Origin of the sequence: Mesorhizobium sp. M1403 (assembly GCF_040317695.1) — a bacterium.
Taxonomy (GTDB): domain Bacteria; phylum Pseudomonadota; class Alphaproteobacteria; order Rhizobiales; family Rhizobiaceae; genus Mesorhizobium.
Map to the genome: position 1 here is coordinate 823,273 of NZ_JAMYKY010000001.1, position 18,549 is coordinate 841,821.

The 18,549-nt window shown below is 61.5% G+C and carries 17 protein-coding genes and 1 tRNA gene; 8 read left to right on the forward strand and 10 right to left on the reverse strand.

Features of this window, described 5'->3' with window-relative positions; genetic code table 11:
- Positions 1–129: 129 nt before the first annotated feature.
- A complete protein-coding gene (locus NKH01_RS04140) occupies positions 130–2,034 on the forward strand; it encodes a L,D-transpeptidase family protein (protein WP_353019090.1) in 1,905 nt (634 codons plus the stop codon).
- Positions 2,035–2,045: 11 nt separating this feature from the next.
- Here NKH01_RS04140 and NKH01_RS04145 read toward each other — a convergent pair whose 3' ends face one another.
- Together NKH01_RS04145 and NKH01_RS04150 are read right to left on the reverse strand one after the other, a co-directional pair.
- A complete protein-coding gene (locus NKH01_RS04145; RefSeq protein WP_023717620.1) occupies positions 2,046–2,522 on the reverse strand; it encodes a hypothetical protein in 477 nt (158 codons plus the stop codon).
- 127 nt (positions 2,523–2,649) lie between these two features.
- A complete protein-coding gene (locus NKH01_RS04150; RefSeq protein WP_023717619.1) occupies positions 2,650–2,901 on the reverse strand; it encodes a PepSY domain-containing protein in 252 nt (83 codons plus the stop codon).
- 198 nt (positions 2,902–3,099) lie between these two features.
- Here NKH01_RS04150 and NKH01_RS04155 point away from each other — a divergent pair, with 198 nt between their 5' ends.
- Entirely contained in the window at positions 3,100–3,372 is a 273-nt protein-coding gene (locus NKH01_RS04155) for a hypothetical protein (RefSeq protein WP_051409612.1), read from the forward strand.
- 175 nt (positions 3,373–3,547) lie between these two features.
- A complete protein-coding gene (locus tag NKH01_RS04160) occupies positions 3,548–4,213 on the forward strand; it encodes a hypothetical protein (protein ID WP_353019093.1) in 666 nt (221 codons plus the stop codon).
- Positions 4,214–4,491: 278 nt separating this feature from the next.
- Here the strand turns inward: NKH01_RS04160 and NKH01_RS04165 are convergent.
- Both NKH01_RS04165 and NKH01_RS04170 read right to left on the reverse strand, forming a co-directional pair.
- Positions 4,492–4,566 (reverse strand) — tRNA-Val (locus NKH01_RS04165).
- Between the two features lie 102 nt (positions 4,567–4,668).
- A complete protein-coding gene (locus NKH01_RS04170) occupies positions 4,669–5,352 on the reverse strand; it encodes a phosphoglycolate phosphatase (protein WP_352482587.1) in 684 nt (227 codons plus the stop codon).
- Between the two features lie 144 nt (positions 5,353–5,496).
- Here NKH01_RS04170 and rpiA point away from each other — a divergent pair, with 144 nt between their 5' ends.
- The 3 genes from rpiA (at position 5,497) to gor (ending at position 8,318) form a co-directional block, all read left to right on the forward strand.
- Positions 5,497–6,228, forward strand: a complete 732-nt coding sequence (rpiA, locus tag NKH01_RS04175) for a ribose-5-phosphate isomerase RpiA (protein ID WP_023717615.1) — start codon at positions 5,497–5,499, stop codon at positions 6,226–6,228.
- Entirely contained in the window at positions 6,215–6,811 is a 597-nt protein-coding gene (locus NKH01_RS04180; protein ID WP_023717614.1) for a DUF2059 domain-containing protein, read from the forward strand. Before rpiA ends, NKH01_RS04180 begins: the two co-directional genes overlap by 14 nt.
- Before the next feature lie 118 nt (positions 6,812–6,929).
- Positions 6,930–8,318: a glutathione-disulfide reductase gene (gene gor / locus NKH01_RS04185; protein WP_023717613.1), complete on the forward strand. Its 1,389-nt coding sequence runs from the start codon at positions 6,930–6,932 to the stop codon at positions 8,316–8,318.
- Between the two features lie 57 nt (positions 8,319–8,375).
- Here gor and mgtE read toward each other — a convergent pair whose 3' ends face one another.
- Both mgtE and NKH01_RS04195 read right to left on the reverse strand, forming a co-directional pair.
- Positions 8,376–9,740, reverse strand: coding sequence for a magnesium transporter (gene mgtE, locus NKH01_RS04190; protein ID WP_023717612.1), 1,365 nt, complete (start codon positions 9,738–9,740; stop codon positions 8,376–8,378).
- Between the two features lie 272 nt (positions 9,741–10,012).
- Positions 10,013–11,902, reverse strand: coding sequence for an ABC transporter ATP-binding protein/permease (locus tag NKH01_RS04195; protein WP_023717611.1), 1,890 nt, complete (start codon positions 11,900–11,902; stop codon positions 10,013–10,015).
- A gap of 642 nt (positions 11,903–12,544) precedes the next feature.
- Between NKH01_RS04195 and NKH01_RS04200 the strand changes: the two genes are divergently transcribed.
- Positions 12,545–12,979: a hypothetical protein gene (locus NKH01_RS04200; RefSeq protein ID WP_352858509.1), complete on the forward strand. Its 435-nt coding sequence runs from the start codon at positions 12,545–12,547 to the stop codon at positions 12,977–12,979.
- A 6-nt stretch (positions 12,980–12,985) separates the two neighbouring features.
- On the opposite strand, the gene NKH01_RS04205 is transcribed toward NKH01_RS04200, so the two are convergent.
- Positions 12,986–13,663: a DsbA family oxidoreductase gene (locus tag NKH01_RS04205; RefSeq protein ID WP_023717609.1), complete on the reverse strand. Its 678-nt coding sequence runs from the start codon at positions 13,661–13,663 to the stop codon at positions 12,986–12,988.
- A 23-nt stretch (positions 13,664–13,686) separates the two neighbouring features.
- Positions 13,687–15,507 (reverse strand): extracellular solute-binding protein, encoded by a 1,821-nt coding sequence (locus NKH01_RS04210; protein WP_353019097.1) that lies wholly within the window; start codon positions 15,505–15,507, stop codon positions 13,687–13,689.
- A gap of 230 nt (positions 15,508–15,737) precedes the next feature.
- Between NKH01_RS04210 and NKH01_RS04215 the strand changes: the two genes are divergently transcribed.
- Positions 15,738–16,367 carry an invasion associated locus B family protein gene (locus NKH01_RS04215; RefSeq protein ID WP_023717607.1) on the forward strand — a complete coding sequence of 210 codons (630 nt, stop codon included), beginning with the start codon at positions 15,738–15,740 and terminating at the stop codon, positions 16,365–16,367.
- 132 nt (positions 16,368–16,499) lie between these two features.
- Here the strand turns inward: NKH01_RS04215 and hspQ are convergent, their stop codons facing one another.
- Entirely contained in the window at positions 16,500–16,823 is a 324-nt protein-coding gene (gene hspQ / locus NKH01_RS04220) for a heat shock protein HspQ (protein ID WP_352482577.1), read from the reverse strand.
- Between the two features lie 219 nt (positions 16,824–17,042).
- A complete protein-coding gene (locus tag NKH01_RS04225) occupies positions 17,043–18,254 on the reverse strand; it encodes a UbiH/UbiF family hydroxylase (protein WP_352716667.1) in 1,212 nt (403 codons plus the stop codon).
- Positions 18,255–18,549: the final 295 nt, after the last annotated feature.

An 18,549-nucleotide genomic window follows, 5' to 3' on the forward strand; every position in this document is an offset into this window, starting at 1 on the left:
CCGAAATTTATCGAAGCTTAACGAAATCAGTATGAATCAGTATAGTCACGCCTTACATCCGCCATGCGGTGGGCGAGACCGTGAAAGCGGTGCGGAACGGGATCCGGGTTCAACCGGAGCGGGTGATCCATGAAACTCCTTGGAAACAAGGCCACGGTGCTGCCGTTTGCGGTGGCCGCGGCAATGCTGGCCTTCGGCGCGCCGCAGGCTGAAGCACAAGGGTTCTTCGACATGCTTTTCGGCGGCGGCGTCAAACACGCACCGCCGAAAGGTAACTTTCCGCCGCCACCGTCAAAATACAAGCCGAGGCCCAAGGCGCCGGCCGCTTCCGGTGGTGGGGGCGGCGGTGGTGCGCAAATCAGCAGCCCGTCCTATTACACCTACAAGAGCGATCCGCTGGTGCGCGTCGATTTTTCGGCACTGTCGGCAGCGCCTGAACCGGCAATGCCGCAGGATGCTGCGTTCGAGCCGGCGGCCACCGGGGCTGCATTCCGCGAAGCCATTGCCGGGCTCGACGGCTATGACCTCTACGCCGAGAAGGACATCGCCAAGGCGCTGATCGCCTATTACTCGGCCAATCCGGATTTCATCTGGGTGACGGGAACCAGTCCCAACAGCCGTGCCGAGGATGCGGTGCGGGTGCTGGGCGAGGCCGCGAGCTACGGCCTGACGCCCGCCGACTACAGCGTCGAAATTCCGACAGCAGGCACATCGGCGGGGAATGCCGATGAACGCCTGAAAGAGCTGGTCCGCTTCGAGATGGCGCTGTCGGCCCGCGTCCTGCGCTACGCACGTGACGCACAAAGCGGCCGCGTCGATCCCAACCGCATGACCGGCTACTACGATTTTCCGCCGAAGCCACTCGACATGGAAGGGGTGCTGAAGACGCTGGCCCATACCCAGCAAGTGCGCACCTATCTCGAATCGCGGCATCCACAGAACGCCGAGTATCAGGCGCTGCGCGTCGAACTGGAAGCGCTCCAGGCCAGCGCCGAAGACGAAATCACCGTCGATCCCAATCTGCTGTTGAAGCCGGGGCAGAGCAGCCCCGAGCTGCCGAAGCTTTTGACAAAGATCGCGCGCAATCTCGATGACGAGATGGGTGGCGCCTATGGCGAGGTCCTGGCGAGGCTCGCCACCAGCGAGGTCTACGATCCGGAGCTGGTGCCGGTGATCAAGGCGGTGCAGAAACGGGCCGGCATGAAAGGCGACGGCGTCATCGGCCCACGTACCGTTGCGTCGTTGGCCGGAACGTCCAAGGCCGATAAGGTTCAGAAGGTTCGGGTTGCGCTCGAAGAGTTGCGCTGGCTGCCTTCCGACCTCGGCAGCCCGCGCGTCTTCATCAACCAGCCGGCTTTCACCGCGAGTTATATCGACGATGGCGAGGAGAAGCTGAAGACCCGCGCCGTCGTCGGCAGGCCCACCAACCAGACTGCTTTCTTCTATGACCAGATCGAGCAGGTCGACTTCCACCCTTATTGGGGCGTGCCGCAGTCGATCCTGGTCAATGAGATGCTGCCGCGGCTGCGCCGGGATCCGGGCTATCTCGACCGCGCCGGCTATGAGGTGGTCAATGCGCGCGGCAAGCGCATTCCCTCCTCCTCGGTCAATTGGGGCGCCTATGGCGCGAAGATACCCTACGGCGTGCGCCAGCTGCCGAGCGAGGCCAATGCGCTGGGCGAGTTGAAGATATTGTTCCCCAACAAGCACGCCATCTACATGCACGACACGCCGCAGAAGTCGTTTTTCCAGCGCGACATGCGCGCGCTCAGCCATGGCTGCGTGCGCTTGCAGGATCCGCGCGGCATGGCGGCTGCTGTGCTCGGCACCTCGGTCGACTATATCGAGGACAGACTGAAGCACGGACATTCGACCGAAGACGTGACACGCAAGATCCCGGTCTATGTCGCCTATTTCACCGCATGGCCGGACCTGTCCGGCAAGGTCGAATATTTCAACGACGTCTACGGCCGCGACACAAGGCTGCAGCAGGCGCTCGACAGCACGGAAGCGGTGCGTTCGCCGGCAAGCTGAGGAATGCGGGTCTAGCGCTGAAAGAGCGGACGCCGGAAGCCGGCCTCGCGCCCGGCGATCAGCCAATAAACCAGGCCGGCGACAACGCCTGCGGCTGCAATAATACCGACATCGGCCCAGCGCTCCGGGTTCGTATCGTCTGGTACACTGGGCCAGATCAGGGCGAAGCCGCCAACCGCAGCCGCGGCGCCGAAGATCATATGCAGCCAAAAACTGCGCAGCGAGAAAAACTCGGCAATCAGTGCGAAGATCAGCGTCTGCAGGGCAGTCAGCACGATCGTCAGAAAATAGATGAACATGCCGAGCGGCGGCAACAGCAGCACCGCAACGGGGCTGACACCCATGACGTCGAAATAATTCGGCGCATTTGGCAGCGAGCTCAGCCCGCCATAGATCGCCGCCACCGCGATCAGCCCAACCAGTACCGCTATGAAATAACCCGCGAGCATCATCAGAAAGCGTTTCAATACGTGCTTTACCGTCGCCATGCCCACCCCCGCGCGCAATGATAGCACCCAGTCAGCCATCAAAGTCATATCTGCGCAAGGGTGTGCCGAAGGCCCGGGACCTTCGAGGCGCGCTATTTTTTGGAATCTGGACCGTTGGCGGACAGCTTCATTTCGGCGCGGCTGTCACCGGATCATAGGTGATTTCGACTTTGGCCTTGTCGTTCGTGTAATAAATGACGGTGTAGGCGCCGCTGTCCCAATCGATTTCCTTGATGTAGCGGAAGTCGTCGCGCTGCTCGACTTTGGCAATGATTTCCGACAGCTTCTTGGCATTCTGCGCCGGCACCGGATTTTCGTCAGCGGCAAAGGCCGATCCGCCGACAAGCAGCACGGCGGCCGCCAAAACAAGTCTGGACATGGCTTTCCCTCACATCTCGATCAGCAGAAACTCGTTTCCATACAGGTTTGTTCCGGGATCGCGGAGCGTTGCGCTACAACGAGGCGCCGTCCGTACCTGATCTATGGCCGCCGAAAGAACAAGGCGACTGCTTAAAATCATGATGCGTCGCCTCAACATCGCGGCCATAACAGTGCCGACGGTCACTCGGGGGTCTACATGCAAATGCGTCATGCCATCATATTTGTACTTTCCATACTTTCCATCCCGTCCGTTTCGATGCCTGTGCAGAAAGCCGAGGCGCTGGAACCTGAACGCTATACGGTCTATTGCGCCGACGACCGTATCGAAGTTTCGTTCTGGGATATCGAGCAGATGAAGGTGCGGGCCGGCTCCAACGTTTGCCAGTTCCAGAGCTACACGAGCTACAGCAGCGCCTTGAATTTCGCCCAAAAGAATTTTGGGGGCGAGGGGGCGACCTGCAGCTGCTAGTGGTAAAAATCTGACGCTTGGTGCCCAATGCGGATTATCTGTTCCGACCCTTTCCGGTCGTACAGATGTGGCAATGTTACGGCGTCAGTTGACCCGTTCCGATCATTGGCCATCTTGCAACCCTTTGAAATCTGGCGCTAGATGGGACATGGGACCATTACTGCGCGAGGTCTCTATGGCAAACACAGAAGAAGGAACGCGCGTAGCAGGAGTTTGGCTTGCGATCGCCTCTATCCTGCTGGCAGGCGCGCTGGTCGGCCATGGGCCGATCGATCCCGATATGGGTCGCCAGATGGGAGTCATCACCGACGACCCTGTCCGATGGGCGATCATCCATTGGGTTTCCACGGTAGCGCTATCACTGTTCGTCCTGACAGGTCTGATCGTGCTGGCGGCCAGATCGCGCCTCACCGAGGCGTGGTGGACGTTGTCTGCCTGGGGTGTGCTGACTGTCGGCGCCCTCTGGACCATGACGACCGCGGTGGCCGAGGCCACCGTGGTCTCCGCCGCTGCTGCCGCCGGGGACACGGCAACTTTCGAGGCCTGGTGGGCATTTTCCGAAGGAAAGGCCAACGGCTTCATGTTTTTGGCGTTGGCCGTTGCCGTGATCGCTGGCAACGAGGCGCAGACCACTCACCGAGCCACGCCGGTCTGGGCATCGTACATCGCAGTCGTGGCCGGAATTGGAGCCTTCCTCGGTTGGCCCCTGGGCATGTGGCTCGGAGTCACCCTGGGCAGCTTCGTCTGGGTCGTGGCATCACTGGTGATGTCCCTGTGGACACTTTGGTTCGGGTTGGGTTTAGCGCGGACCGTGATCGGGCTGCGGCCTCACAATGGGTGACATCGAGTCCGTAGCGGGAGCGTAGCGAGCGACCCGCTTGATGACCGCGACGGGCGCTCCAGCCGCTCCCAGGCGGCGGGGATTGCTTCGCGCCGCTGAAAAAGGCCTCGACGCGCGAGTTTGCCGAATGGGCGATATGCTTGCAGTGGGCGCGATAAAGCCGCTTCAGCAGCCGGAGCGAAAGGCAGGTTTACCCAGAGCGGGCCTACTGCTTCGGCACCAAGCGTCAGATTTTGACAACTAGCCGCTCTGACTTGGAATTGATTCAGGAAAGCAGATGGTGGGCGATGCAGGGATTGAACCTGCGACCCCACCCGTGTGAAGGGTGTGCTCTCCCGCTGAGCTAATCGCCCGCTCGTTGCCCGAAGGCCAAGCGCGCCGCGATATAAGGGAGGCCGGCCCGCGAAGTCAACCACTTGTCGGTCGGCATCTGGCGGTCCGGACTATGGCCGGCTTCAGCCCTCTGCCGCGGCCATCAGCCCTTGTACCATATCGAGCGTCAGCGAATCGAAATGCGAGATCACCGCCGACGGTTCAAACTCCCGCACATGACGGTCGGTGTAGCCGAAATCGACTGCCACCACCGGAATGCCGGCGGCCTTTGCCGTGTCGATGTCGGTCTGCGAATCACCGACCATCAGTGCACGGTGCGGGTCGCCGCCGGCACGCGCGATGGTCTGCGTGAGATGGCGCGGGTCTGGCTTGCGGAACGGAAAACTGTCCTGGCCGCAGATCGCCGCGAAATGCCTGGTCATGCCGAGCGCCTCGATCAGTGCCACCGAATTGGCCTCGTATTTGTTGGTGCAGATGGCCAGCAGGTACCCGGCCGCCTCGAACCGCGCGATCGCCTCCGGTACGCCCGGGTAGGGGCGCGATTTGCCGGGAATGTTAACGGTGTAATGGTCCAGAAACAGCTTTAGCAGGCGGTCGTGCTCCTCCACTGCCAGCGACCTGTGCTGCGCTGCATGGGCGCGCTCTATCATCACCCGGCCGCCATGGCCGACGAAGCGCTTGAAGCCGGCTTCGTCGACGGCCGTGAGCTGGCTGGCGGCAAGGCTGTGGTTGAGGCTGTCGAGCAGATCCGGCGCCGTGTCGATCAGCGTCCCGTCGAGGTCGAACACGATGATCGGTCGGGTCATGGCCTGTCCTGTGACGATTTGATTGCCGGCAGGCGATAACCGCTGCGGCCCGTTCAGGCAAGCCGGCTTATGCATCGCGGGCAAGGTCCTTTGACCAGCCCGGCAAAAATGCTACGAGCGCCGAAACAAATCTCGGGACCCGGCATGGATGCGAGGCAATTGAAGGTTGAGGCTGCGCGGGCAGCGCTTGCCCATGTCACGGACGGCATGCGGCTCGGCATCGGCACCGGCACGACAGCGGATGAGTTCGTGCGGCTGCTCGCCGACAAGGTCGCCACCGGCCTGACTGTCATCGGCGTGCCGACCTCGGAGCGCACCGCCGTCCTTTGCACCGAGCTTGGTGTGCCGCTGTCGACCCTCGAGGAAACGCCCGAGCTCGACCTCACCATCGACGGCGCCGACGAGATCGATCCGGCGCTGACACTGGTCAAGGGCGGCGGCGGCGCGCTGCTGCGCGAAAAGATCGTCGCGGCGGCCTCCGCCCGCATGATCGTCATCGCCGACAGCTCCAAGATGGTCGAGATGATCGGCCGTTTTCCGCTGCCCATCGAAGTCAACCGATTTGGCCTGCGCGCCACCGAAATTGCAGTTGGCGCAGTGGCTGCAAACCTTGGCCTTTCCGGCCCTGTTACACTGAGGATGACGGGGAGCCAGCCATTTGTTACGGACGGCGGCCATTTTATCCTCGATGCATCTTTTGGCCGCATTCCGGATACAAGAGCGCTTTCGAATGCTCTCCACGCCATTCCGGGCGTGGTCGAGCATGGTCTTTTCATCGGGCTGGCATCAACGGCCATCATAGCCGGTGGCGACGGCATCCAAACCGTCCATGCCGCCCGAAAACCAGGGAGTTTTACCGATCATGATGTTGCATAACCGGGTTGGCCGCTTTTTTGCCATTCTGGCGGCCTCGGCCGTTTTCGCGTTTTCGTCGCCGGCGTTTTCGCAGGATGTCACTGATGCGCATTTGAAGGCGGCGCGCGCCGCGGTCGCGGCGATCCATGCGACGGATACGTTCGACAACATCCTGCCGCAAGCTGCCGCGGCGCTCGAGCAGCAGCTGATCCAGAAGAACCCGGACATGCAGGAACTGATCGCCAAGACGATCAACGAGAAGGCGATGGCCCTGGCATCGCGCCGCGCCGACCTGGAAAAGGAAGCAGCGCTTGCCTATGCAAAAGTGTTCTCGGAAAAGGAACTCACTGAAATCGCCGCCTTCTACAATTCCGATACCGGCAAGAAGCTGCTCGACAACGGCTCGATCGTGACGCGCGAGCTGGTGAAGGCTGCCGACATCTGGCAGAACGGCCTGGCTCGCGATCTCGCCCAGCAGGTAGGCGAGACCCTGGGTGCAGCGGCGAATGCCAAGGCGCCGGCCGCACCTGCCGACGGTGCCGCACCTGCCGACGGTGCCGCCCCGGCCGATGGCGCTGCTCCCGCGGACGCCACACCGAATTGATCGCGGACTTCCGAGCGGCCTGACCGCCACTGGACCAGAAAGCCCGGCAAGTCCGGGCTTTTCTTTTGATGGTCGGCAGCCTACCTGTCTCGGTGTTTGAGGGGCAAGGAGTTCAGCCATGGCCGGTTACGACTACGATCTTTTCGTCATCGGCGGCGGCTCCGGCGGGGTGAGGGCGGCGCGCGTCGCGGCAGCACTCGGCAAGCGGGTCGGCATCGCCGAGGAATACCGCTATGGCGGCACCTGCGTGATCCGCGGCTGTGTGCCGAAAAAGCTCTATGTCTATGCCTCGCAGTTCCCCGAACATTTCGCCGACGCCGCCGGCTATGGCTGGACGGTGCCTGAGGCGCATTTCGACTGGCCGACGCTGGTCGCCAACAAGGACCGCGAAATCAGCCGGCTGGAGGCCATCTACCAGAACAATGTGCAGGGTGCCGGCGGCGAAGTCTTTCACTCACGCGCCGTGCTGGTCGATCCGCATGTGGTGCATCTTCTCGGTGAGGATCGCACCGTTACCGCCGACCAGATCCTGATCGCTACCGGCGGGCGTCCGGCACCGCACCCGGCATTGCCCGGCCATGAGCACTGCATCTTCTCCAACGAGGCCTTCGACCTCAAGGAGCTGCCGAAGGCAATCATGATCGAGGGCGGCGGCTATATCGCCGTCGAATTCGCCAATATCTTTCACGGCCTTGGCGTCGACACGACGCTGGTCTACCGCGGCAAGGAGATCCTCAGCCGTTTCGACATGGACCTCCGACGCATGCTGCACGAGACGATGGAAAAGAAGGGGGTAAGAATTCTCTGCCACGCCGTGTCAGAGTGGGTCAGGAAGCGGCCTGACGGCCGGCTCGACGCGCTTGTCACCGGCGGCACGGTGCTGACGGTCGATCAGGTCATGCTCGCCATCGGCCGCATTCCCAATACCGAGAACATGGGCCTGGAAGGCGTCGGCATCGAGATGACCAAGACCGGGGCAATCCAGGTCGACGGATACTCCCGCACCAATATCGACAACATCTGGGCGATCGGTGACGTCACCCACCGCGTGCAATTGACGCCGGTGGCAATCCACGAGGCGATGTGCTTCGTCGAGACCGCCTTCAAGGACAAGCCGACGGCGCCCGACCACGACACGATCGCGACCGCGGTCTTTTCCCAGCCCGAGATCGGCACGGTCGGCCTGTCGGAGGATGAGGCGGCAAAACGCTTTTCGGATCTCGAAATCTACCGCGCCACCTTCCGGCCAATGCGGCACACGCTTTCCGGCCGCGATGAAAAGATGCTGATGAAGCTGGTCGTCGACGGCGCCTCGAAAAGAGTCCTCGGCGCCCACATCCTCGGGCCGGATGCCGGCGAAATGGCGCAGCTTCTCGGCATACCGCTGAAGGCCGGGCTGACCAAGGATGATTTCGATCGTACCATGGCGGTGCATCCGACCGCGGCGGAAGAACTCGTCACCATGTACAAGCCGACTTACCGGGTGAGAGATGGTGAGCGCGTCTGACGCGACAAGAACCCATCGCGGCAACGGGATTGCCGCGATGGAAGTGCGTGAGTTTTTTTACAGCAGCGTTCCGCGCAGGATCACCAGCGCCACAGAAAAATAAATCACCAACCCGGTGACGTCGACCAGCGTGGCGACGAACGGAGCCGATGCGCTGGCCGGATCGAAGCCGATGCGCTTCAGGGCGAACGGCAGCATCGATCCAGACAGCGAGCCGAAGGTGACGATGCCAACCAGCGTGGCGCCGATCGTCATTGCGATCAGCGGCCAGTGGGGGCCGTAGTCGTAGAAGCCGAGATACTGCCAGAGCGCGATGCGGCAAACGCCGACTACGCCAAGGATCGAGCCAAGCACCAGACCAGTCGGCAGCTCGCGCAGGGCCACCCGCCACCAGTCGCCAAGGCCGATTTCGCGCAGCGCCAGCGCCCGGATGACCAGCGAGGTCGCCTGCGAGCCGGAATTGCCGCCGGAGCTCATGATCAATGGAATGAATAGCGTCAGCACGATCGCCTTTTCCAGCTCGCCCTCGTAGCTCTGCATCGCGTTGGCTGTCAGCATCTCACTGACGAACAGCGCGCATAGCCAACCGGCGCGCTTCTGGATCATCGCCAGAAAGCTCATCTTCATGTAGGGCTCATCCAGAGCTTCCATGCCGCCGAAGCGATGCACGTCCTCGGTCGTTTCCTCGATCATCGTGTCGATGATGTCGTCGATGGTGACAATGCCGAGGAGTTTGCCGTTGTCCACGACCGGGACGGCGAGCAGATCGTATTTCGAGATCAGCTGTGCGACCTTCTCGCTATCGGTCAGCGGCGACACGGTAATAGGCGCGCGATCCGGCGCAACCGCCATGATCAGCTCATCCGGCTCACCGGCAATCAGCCGGCGCAAGCTGGTCGAGCGCAACAGGACATGCGTTTTCGGATCGACGATGTAGATCGCGTAGACGGTTTCGCGTGTCCGCTCCACCTTGCGGATGTAATCCAGCGTGCGGGCCACGCTCCAGTCCGGCGGCACGCTGACATATTCGGTCGTCATGAGCGAGGCGGCGCTGCCCTCGGGGTAGCCTAGAATGGCAAGCAGCGTCGCGCGCAGCGGCGGCGCCAGGCCGCCGAGCAGTTCGGAACGAGCCGGTTCGTTCAGATCGCGCAGTATGTCGGCGGCGCGGTCGACCGACATGGCCGCAAGCAGCCTGCCTGCCCTGCTGCGGGGCAGCGCCTCGACCAGTTCGGACGCGCCGTCGAGTTCAGGCTGGTCGAAGATCTCGACCAGCCGCTCGAACGGCACTTCGCAGAGCAGATCCGATGCTGTCTCGCGGGGCTCCTGATTCAAGGCCTCGACGATATCGGCGATGTGTTCGTTGGCAAGCACGCGGGCGATGGCGATAGCATCGCCGCCCGCGACAGGGGAAAACTCGTTCATGGCTCACTCCTTGCCGTCCGGCAGGACGTGAGCCGGTCAGGTCACGTCAAGCGGACGGCGGTTGCGTTCGACTGTGACTGTCGCCAGGCATGGCGCGGTGACCTTTCTGCTCGCGGGTTCGGGTTGGGATCTCTGCGAGCCGGCGCAACATAGGAGCGCGCCTTGCCGAGTCAATCGCGAGAGCGGGTCAAAACGGCGGCAAACCGACTGGATCGCGAGACTGTGATCGGGCTGCGTGGCAGGCTGGCTGGATGCCGGCAGTGGTGCCGCGGCTATCTCTGCTTCAGCCGGCGGGGAAAGCGCAGCCATTTGTCCTCGGCCGGCCGCGTCGGCTGCGTGAGGATGGTGGTGAGCTCGACCGGCAAGCTCGGAACCAGCGGCTTCTTGGTCGCGACGCCGTCGGCGATCGCAACCACGCTGTGGTAGAATTCGGTTCCCGCGACCGATCTCGGCGGCGTCGCCTCATGCATGATCGAGATCACCGTTGCGTCGGGGCAATTGTCCTTGATCGCCTGATGGAAGGCAATCCGTCCTTCAGGATCGAGCGCGCCGGTGGCTTCATCGAGGAACAGCAGTCCGGGCTGCTGCAGCACGATGCGGGCGACGACCAGCTTCTGTTTCTGCCCACCCGAAAGAACCTGATCCCAGATCTTTCCTTCACGGCTCTCATCGGCCAGATGCTCGATGAAGTCGCCGAGGCCGGCCTTGTGCAGGGCGGATGCGACCTGCCGGTCGGCGTAATCATGCTCGGAACCGGGCAGGCAGACAAGCTGCTTCAGCGAGACCTGCTGCAGCTTCACCTCCTGGGCGGCGTAGAAACTCCTGACCCCTTCAGGGAAGACAATGGTGCCGCGGCCATAAGGCCACAGGCCGTTGATCGCCTTGATCAGCGAGGTTTTGCCGCATCCGGATTCGCCCTTCAGGAACGTCCACTCGCCACGCCGGAAGCGCAAGTTTGCAGCGCTCAGGAACGGGGTGGCGTCCTCGCCCTGATGCGCCAATTCGAGCTTCTGGATGGTCAGGCCGAACACCGGGTTCTGGCGGTCGTAACGAAAATCGGAGCGGCCGGTCAGCCCGTAGAATTCCTGCGGGTGCTGGACGTTTTCGATCGCATTTGCGAGTTCGGTGACTCGCTGGCTGTTGGCCCGCACCGCGGCGATGGCAGGCATGACGTGGATGAACCATGAACACTGGCTGATCAGTGAATTGACCATTTCAGAGCCAGTTATGTAACCCTTGAGATCGAACCCGTTGTGGATGAACGGCACTAGCCCAGGCCCGTAGGCCACAATGCGGGCGCCGATGAAATTGTAGATCAGCTCGAACGAATTGTAGCCTGTGTTGACGATGTTCAGCCGCGCCCAGGTGCGGTCGATGTCGACATAGCGCTGGCTGTGCACCGTCTTCTGCACGTTCTCGCCTTGCGATGCGGCGACATGAAAACTGCGGCGTAGGAACGTGATCAGCTCGCCGCGATAGCTGCCTTCGGCCTGCTGCATTCTGACATTGAGCCGTTCCAGCAGCCTGCCCAGCTTGACCGCGATCCAGGTGTTCAACGGCACGTAGGTGGCGACTGCCAGAAACGCGAGGACGGCGCTGCCATAGCTGCCGAGGAACTCCAACCCTTTGACCTCCGCCGAGTGTGCAAGCAGTTGCTGGCCGACGAAATACAATGAAGTAGCAACGGCCAGGACCCCCATGGCGAGGCCGATGGCTCCGCCCGTCATATCCTTGATCGATTCCTGGATGCGCTGGTCGATATTGTCGGGAGCGGCGGCGCCTGACGAACCATGCTGAGCGTGGAAATGCGTGTGATTGGAATCAAGCAGGGCTTCGTTGAACTGGCTGTCGAGCCAGCCTCGCCATTTGCGATGCAACGTTGCGGATACCAGGCTGCGGATACCGGTAAAACCCGCATCTTTGAGCACGACCAGGAGGACAAGTATCCCGGCATTGGTCAGCAGTGTCTGAAGCGGAGTGGTGTTTGCGGCATCGTGGAAAAAGGCGATCGAGTTGACCAGCTCTCCGGATGCCACGGCAAACCATACGCCTGCCTTGCTGGAGAGCGCGGTGAGCAGGGCGATCACCAGTGTCAGCGTCCAGGCCTCCACCCAGCGGTCTGAGAACCAGTAGGCCCGCATCAGTCCCCAGAAGCTGCGCATCGACGATACGGGCGTCAGGGGCGACTGCCTTGCGGCACCGCGGAGCCATTTTTCCGATATTGAATGTCGCGTTGGTCTATCGACCCGAATCACTAATCCCGCCCAAACGGTTTTTCTTTTGTTACGGACAGTAACACCAATTGATCATTTTCCATTAGCTTTTCTCCAACCGCAGGTGGATTGGCTGGCCGGCCGTTGCAGTGGAGCAACAGAATGAATGCTCACGGCGCTAAGCTGTCACGTTTCGAGGGGCGGAATATCAACGCAATTTCAAACAGTTACTTGCCCGCCCCAGAGCAGGTAGACACCTTCCCCTAGGGAAGGTCTTCACACAGCTTTGTGAACATAGAAGCGCCGTCCAGCAGTCGATTTTCACAAGCTGAACCGATCTTCAGCCCGCCTTTACGGTCAGGTCCGACCTCGTCGGTGGCCAGAACGTGACCGTATGATTCGTGGTTGAAGCCGCCTTGTCACGAACCCGTAATCAGCCAAGCAATGACTTCTCCGGCACAGTCTAGGATGCGGACCAACATCCATTAGACCATGCTTTTTTAGAGCGCGAACAAAACTGCGTTTGACAATGATGCGCTACGGATCGAACCTGCCGGGGCGCATCCACGTTTGAACCGGGGGGAGTACTTCATGCTTGCACGGACTTTTTTTGCCGCGATGCTCGCAACATTTGCCTGGCTGCCGCAAACATATGCCGGCAGCCAGACCGTTCCTGCAAACGCCGAGGGGCAGGTCGAGTTCAACACTCCGTCCGGCAATATCGGCTGCATCTATACGCCGAAGGGCGGCACCAGCACCTACGAGCCGCAGGATGGCGGACCGGAGCTGAGCTGTTCGCGTGTCGAGCCCAGCTACGTCACCATCATCCTCGGGCCGAAAGGCCCGGCGACGCTGATCAAGTATCCGGGCGAGCAAGGCTGCTGCGGCGACGTCACCAAGCTGGCCTACGGCAATAGCTGGAGCAAGGGGCCGTTTTCCTGCCAGTCATCCACCAAGGGATTGACCTGCACCGGCAAGCATGGCCATGGCTTTTTCGTCAGCAAGGCCAAGGTGACGGTGAAATAGTCCGGCTCAGTTGGCCGTTTCCAGCTCGCCGCGTGCCTTGGCCGCTGCAACCTGGCGGATCGCATCGGCAAGCGTATCGGCGTCCTGGGCTCCCATTACGGCATATTTGCCCTCAAGCAGAAAGCACGGCACGCCCGATATGCCCATGCGCGAAGCGGTGGCGATTTCGGTGCGCACCGCCTCGACATCAGCGTCGGTCGGCAGCAGCGTTTCGACCACGGAGGCATCCATGCCGGCCTCGCGGGCGGCTTCGATCAGCACGGCATGATCGCCGAGATTGGCGCCTTCCTCGAAATTCAGCTGGAACAGCCGGCGCACCAGCCGGTTCTGAACGGCCTCGCCGGCAGTCCCAGCCCAGCGAATGAGCCGGTGCGCATCCAGCGTATTGGGCGCGACCTTGATGGCGTCGAAGGCAAAGGAAATCCCTTCAGCCTCGCCCAACGGCTCGATCCGGGCATGGATTTCGCGGATGCGTTGCTCGCTGCCGAATTTCGCCACCATGTAGTCGCGGCGGTTCTTGCCTTCGGGCGGAATCGTCGGGTCGAGCTGGAAGGGCCGCCAGCGTATGTGAACGTCGATATCGACGGCGGCAATCGCCTTGTCGAGCCGTTTCTGGCCGATAAAGCACCAGGGGCAGACGACGTCGGAGACCACATCGACGGTAATCGAGTTCTCGTCGTTCATCTTGATCTCCTGTTCTGAAGAGGTCACTTCGGTTTGCGCCACCAGGTCGGCAACTGATAACCGTATATGGGCGTCTTTTGCGGATGTTCCAGATAGTTCCAATAAGCGAGCCATTGCCGGTTGTTGTGCTGCGTCGGCACCATGTAGTTACCGGAGATCAACAGCCGGTCGAGGACGCGGACGGCGGCGACATAGTCCTCCTTCGAGCGAGCTCTCAACATCGCCTCGATCGCCGCGTCCACCGCCGGATCGGCGACGCCGGCGAGGTTGAACGAGCCTTCGGCCTTGGCGGCAGCGGATCCCCAGCGCCCGGTTTGCTCGATACCGGGCGACAGCGAGTTGTTGAAACCGGTCGAGCCGACCAGCACCTCGAAATCGAAACGCTGCTTGCGCGACTGGATCTGATCACCGTCGAGGCTGCGGATACCGACATCGATGCCGAGCTTCTCAAGCGTGCGCTGATAGATAGCGGCAAGTCGCTCTTCGTCCTGCGAGGCGGTCAGGATCTCGAAACCGAACGGCTTTCCCTCGGGATCGAGCATCGCGCCGTCCTGCACCGTATAGCCTGCGCTCTTCAGCAGCTCGAATGCGGCCTTCAGCACCTTGCGGTCCTGGCCAGAGCCGTCGGTGACAGACGGCCTGTAGGTGCCGTCCATGACATCTGCAGGCACGCGGCCGGGGTAGGGGGCCAGCAGGGCCTTTTCCTTTTCGCTGGCCGGGTGGCCGAGCGCGGAGAGTTCGGAATTCTGCCAAAAGCTCATCGTTCGCGTGTATTTGCCGCCGAATAGATTCTTGTTGGCCCATTCGAAATCGTAGAGCATGCCGAGCGCACGCCGCACGACCGGATTGGAAAATTTCGGCAGCCGCGTGTTGAACAGAAAACCGTTGACCACCGGCGGAATGCCGGTGTCGAAAGTTTCGGCGATGACCTCGCCCCGGTGGAAGGCCGGAAAGTCGAGATCGCGCTCGCGTTTGACCGGGTCGCTGTCGTCGTCGATGGCGCAGATGCCTTTCTTGAACGCTTCCTGCTTGGCGTTGGCGTTGAGGAAATATTCGATGGTGATCTGGTCGTAATTGTCGAAGCCGCGCTTGGACGAAACGTCCTTGCCCCAATAGTTCGGATTGCGCTTGAACACGATGCGCTGGCCAGGCACGACTTGCGCCACCGTGTAAGGGCCGCTGCCGACCACCGGCTTCAGCGTGGTCCTGTCGAATGTGTCCTTGTTGAAAGCGTGTTTCGGGATGATCGGCGTCAGCGCAATGATCAGCGGAAATTCGCGGTCGGCCTTGTCGTTGAAGGTGAAGCGCACGCTGCGGTCGCCGGTCTTTTCGAGCTTGGCAATCGCTTTCATCCGCTGGCTGTAAGGTGGCCGGCCCTTCTCGGTGAAGACGTCATAGGTGAACAACACGTCTTCCGGCGTCACCGGTTCGCCGTCCGACCATTTGGCCCTGGGATCGAGGTGGAATTCGATGCCCTTGCGCTCGGGATCCATGTCGGCGGTATCGGCTAGCAGGCCGTAGAGACTGAAGGCCTCGTCGTAGTTGCGCTGCATCAACGGCTCGAAGACGAGATTGCCAAAGGCTTGATCCATCATGCCGCGCGCCGTCGTGCGCAGGCTTTTCAGGATGAATGGATTCAGATTGTCGAAGCTGCCGACGACGCAAAAGGTAATGCTGCCGCCCTTCGGCGCGTCGGGGTTGACGTAGTTGAAATGCTTGTAGTCGGCCGGCAGCGCCGGCTCGCCCTGCATGGCAAGCGCGTGCTTCGGTTCCGACAGGGTCGGTTGCAGGGAAAGGCCGACAAACAACATTGTGGCGATCAGCCAAATGACAACGCGGCCCATGACCGTCTCCTTCCCGATTCGATGCGCAGCATACATGAGCCGGTCGTGCACCGGCCAACCCCCTGAGCCAATCCTTCGGCCAAGATTCGCGAGGCTCGGGCTGGATTCGGCATCGCTTGCAGTGTAACACGCCGTCCGAAGTCATTCTGTTGCCTCATTTCGGCAACAGGTAGCTGGACCACACGGCGCGAAAAAGCCGGTTCCGGGATCATTTGAGAGGAATGCACGACATGACCAGCCTGAACAGCAACGCGTACCGCCTGTCGGTCATGGCCGCTGGCGTGGTCGGCATTCTCGGCGCCGGGATTCCCGCTGCTTCCGCGCAGCAGCAACAGCAGATTCCGCAAGGCTGGTTCAAGGCCTGCACCAAGCAGGAAGACGTCGACATCTGCAATGTCCAGAACATCACCACCGCCGGCAACGGCCAGCTCATCACCGGCGTCAGCCTGATCGAATTGAAGGGCAAGGTGAACCGCAAGGTGTTCCAGGTGACGGTTCCGACCGGCCGGCTGGTTCCTCCCGGCATCGGCCTCCAGATCGACGGCGGCAAGGCGCAGAAGCTCGACTATGTGATCTGCTTCCCGGACCGCTGCGTGGCGGAAGTGCCGCTGACCGATCAGCTCGTCGCATCCTTCAAGAAGGGATCGGCGCTGACACTGACCTCGATCAATTTCCAGAACCAGCCGAATCCGATCAAGATTGCGCTGACCGGCTTCAGCGGCGCCTTCGACGGCCCGCCGCTGCAGCAGTCGGACATCGAGGACCGGCAGAAGAAGCTCCAGGAGTTCGTCGCCAAGAACAACCAGGATTTTGCCAAGAAGCTCAAGGAAGAGCAGGAAAAGGCGAAGGCCGCCAACTGATCGACTGCCGCCAACTGATCGACGGGTTTTCGAACAAACAAAAAGCGGGGTTCATGCCCCGCTTTTTTTTGCTGAACCGGCTGATTGTCGGGTCCAGCCATGTCTCAAGCCGGCCAAGTCCTAGCTAAGTCATCAATGTCTCGATTGGTGCTTCGGTTCGTAGCGCCCGTCCGGCCTCTTCTCGAACATCTCACCTATCTGTGGATGCCGGACCGGTTCGCCCGACCGGTCCTCGAGCAAATTCTGCTCGGACACGTAGGCGATGTATTCCGTTTCCGAATTCTCGGCGAGCAGATGATAAAAGGGCTGGTCCTTGCGCGGCCGCACGTCAGCGGGGATCGCCTCGTACCATTCATCGGTATTGGCGAATTGCGGGTCGACATCGAAAATGACGCCACGGAACGGAAACAGCCGGTGGCGAACCACCTGTCCGATCGAGAATTTGGCTGTCTTCATCGCACTCACCACTTGAACTTCTTGGACGCCACGCATCCTGGAACACGCAAGGAACGCTCCAAGACTTTAGACTCTTACGCATCGGTCCGGCAAAGATTGGCCCAGACCTTGCCGTCGACATGTTCGTTATTTGGCGCAGACTCTGCGTCAATTCAATCCCGATGCGCGTGATGCCGGGTTGAGTTCGCAAGATGCGGAGCAAGGGCGGTGCCCACATCGCTATCGCTCAGCCGGTTTTCGCAATCCACCAAAAAATGCCGCAAAACCGCTGCCGGGTCGCAGACCCTCGCGCATAAAAAACGCCCGCAACGGCGCAAACCCTTCAAGCACGCCAAGACCAGCGCTGCGCGCCAACTGGGCCGGCAGCATGTCGGAAAGCAACGACATGTTGAGCAGGTTGACCGCGCTGCTGCGCGCCAGGATGTCCGGCCGCCGCTTGAAATCATAGGTCGCAAGCGCCTTGGCGGCGCCCGGGTCCGAGCGATTTCTGCTTGCGGTACCAATCAGGTCGTCGATGTCCCTGATGCCGAGATTAAGGCCTTGCGCGCCGATTGGGGGAAACACATGGGCGGCTTCGCCGACAAGCGCCACGCGGTGCTGCGCAAACCGCCACGGGCTCACCGCTGAAAGGGGGTAGACCTGTCGGCCGGGCTCAACCGACACGCGGCCCAGCATCGATTGCATCCGCTGTTCGACCCGCGTCGAAAGCTCGGCGTCGTCAAGTGCTGCAAGGTCCCTGGCGGTATCGGGCTCGAGCACCCAGACAAGGCTGGACCGGTTGCCGGGCAGGGGAACCTGTGTGAACGGACCGGTCTCGGTGTGGAATTCGGTCGAAGTAAAGGCATGGTCGCTGCGGTGACCGAAATTGAGCACCAGCGCCGCCTGCGGATAGGATCGGACCGATGTCCGGATGCCGGCTGCCTCGCGGGCCGGCGACTGACGGCCATCGGCGGCAACCGCCAACGACGCCTCAATCTCGCTGCCGTCGGCGAGAACGGCATGGGCATGGTCGGCATCGAGGCGCCATGCCTCCACCATCGACTTTCGCCACTCGATGCCCGCATGCGCGCCGACAGCCTCGGCTAGCGCGCGGTTGAGAACGCTGTTGGGCACGTTCAGTCCGAATTGCTCTTCGTCGATCTCGCTGGCGCGAAAGGTCACTGTCGGGCCGCGGATCAGCCGGCTTGTTGCATCGACGATGCGCATCACCTTGAGCGGCGCTGCGTGCGGCCTGATTCTATCCAGGATCCCGAGCCGTTCTAACATCTTCAGGGCAGGGTTCATCAAGGCTGTCGTCCGGGCATCGGGGCCGGCTGCCTCGGGTCCGACGAGCGTCACCGGAAAGCCGGTCTCGGCAAAGCCAAGCGCCGCGATCAGCCCTGCGGGGCCGCTGCCGGCAACGAGTATCCGTGCTGTTTCCCGATGATCCAAATTCGGCTTCCCGATTGCGAGGTGAGGCCTATCCGACCTGCCGGTCCATATAGGTCAGGTGATGTCGCTTGATCAACGCGGCGATTCGGCCCATTCGGTTGCCATGACCGGCCAACAAGACGATTCCAGCCACCTGGACGGTATCGGCCGTGCGATGGCGAGCGTTGCGCGCAGCCCTCGACTGACGGTGAGCGTTGTTGCTGGCATGGGCATCGCCCTTGCATGGCTCCTTCTCGGCGCAATTGCAGTTCGTGGTGCCGTAAAGCCGGCTCCCGGGCACCGATGCACCCGGTGA

Coding starts and splice junctions, on each gene's coding strand:
- NKH01_RS04215 (WP_023717607.1), top strand. CDS start 15,738: ATGACCAGCCTGAACAGCAACGCGTACCGCCTGTCGGTCATGGCCGCT.
- rpiA (WP_023717615.1), top strand. CDS start 5,497: ATGGATGCGAGGCAATTGAAGGTTGAGGCTGCGCGGGCAGCGCTTGCC.
- NKH01_RS04145 (WP_023717620.1), bottom strand. CDS start 2,522: ATGGCGACGGTAAAGCACGTATTGAAACGCTTTCTGATGATGCTCGCG.
- mgtE (WP_023717612.1), bottom strand. CDS start 9,740: ATGAACGAGTTTTCCCCTGTCGCGGGCGGCGATGCTATCGCCATCGCC.
- NKH01_RS04140 (WP_353019090.1), top strand. CDS start 130: ATGAAACTCCTTGGAAACAAGGCCACGGTGCTGCCGTTTGCGGTGGCC.
- NKH01_RS04180 (WP_023717614.1), top strand. CDS start 6,215: ATGATGTTGCATAACCGGGTTGGCCGCTTTTTTGCCATTCTGGCGGCC.
- NKH01_RS04200 (WP_352858509.1), top strand. CDS start 12,545: ATGCTTGCACGGACTTTTTTTGCCGCGATGCTCGCAACATTTGCCTGG.
- NKH01_RS04170 (WP_352482587.1), bottom strand. CDS start 5,352: ATGACCCGACCGATCATCGTGTTCGACCTCGACGGGACGCTGATCGAC.
- gor (WP_023717613.1), top strand. CDS start 6,930: ATGGCCGGTTACGACTACGATCTTTTCGTCATCGGCGGCGGCTCCGGC.
- NKH01_RS04205 (WP_023717609.1), bottom strand. CDS start 13,663: ATGAACGACGAGAACTCGATTACCGTCGATGTGGTCTCCGACGTCGTC.
- hspQ (WP_352482577.1), bottom strand. CDS start 16,823: ATGAAGACAGCCAAATTCTCGATCGGACAGGTGGTTCGCCACCGGCTG.
- NKH01_RS04155 (WP_051409612.1), top strand. CDS start 3,100: ATGCAAATGCGTCATGCCATCATATTTGTACTTTCCATACTTTCCATC.
- NKH01_RS04210 (WP_353019097.1), bottom strand. CDS start 15,507: ATGGGCCGCGTTGTCATTTGGCTGATCGCCACAATGTTGTTTGTCGGC.
- NKH01_RS04160 (WP_353019093.1), top strand. CDS start 3,548: ATGGCAAACACAGAAGAAGGAACGCGCGTAGCAGGAGTTTGGCTTGCG.
- NKH01_RS04195 (WP_023717611.1), bottom strand. CDS start 11,902: ATGCGCAGCTTCTGGGGACTGATGCGGGCCTACTGGTTCTCAGACCGC.
- NKH01_RS04150 (WP_023717619.1), bottom strand. CDS start 2,901: ATGTCCAGACTTGTTTTGGCGGCCGCCGTGCTGCTTGTCGGCGGATCG.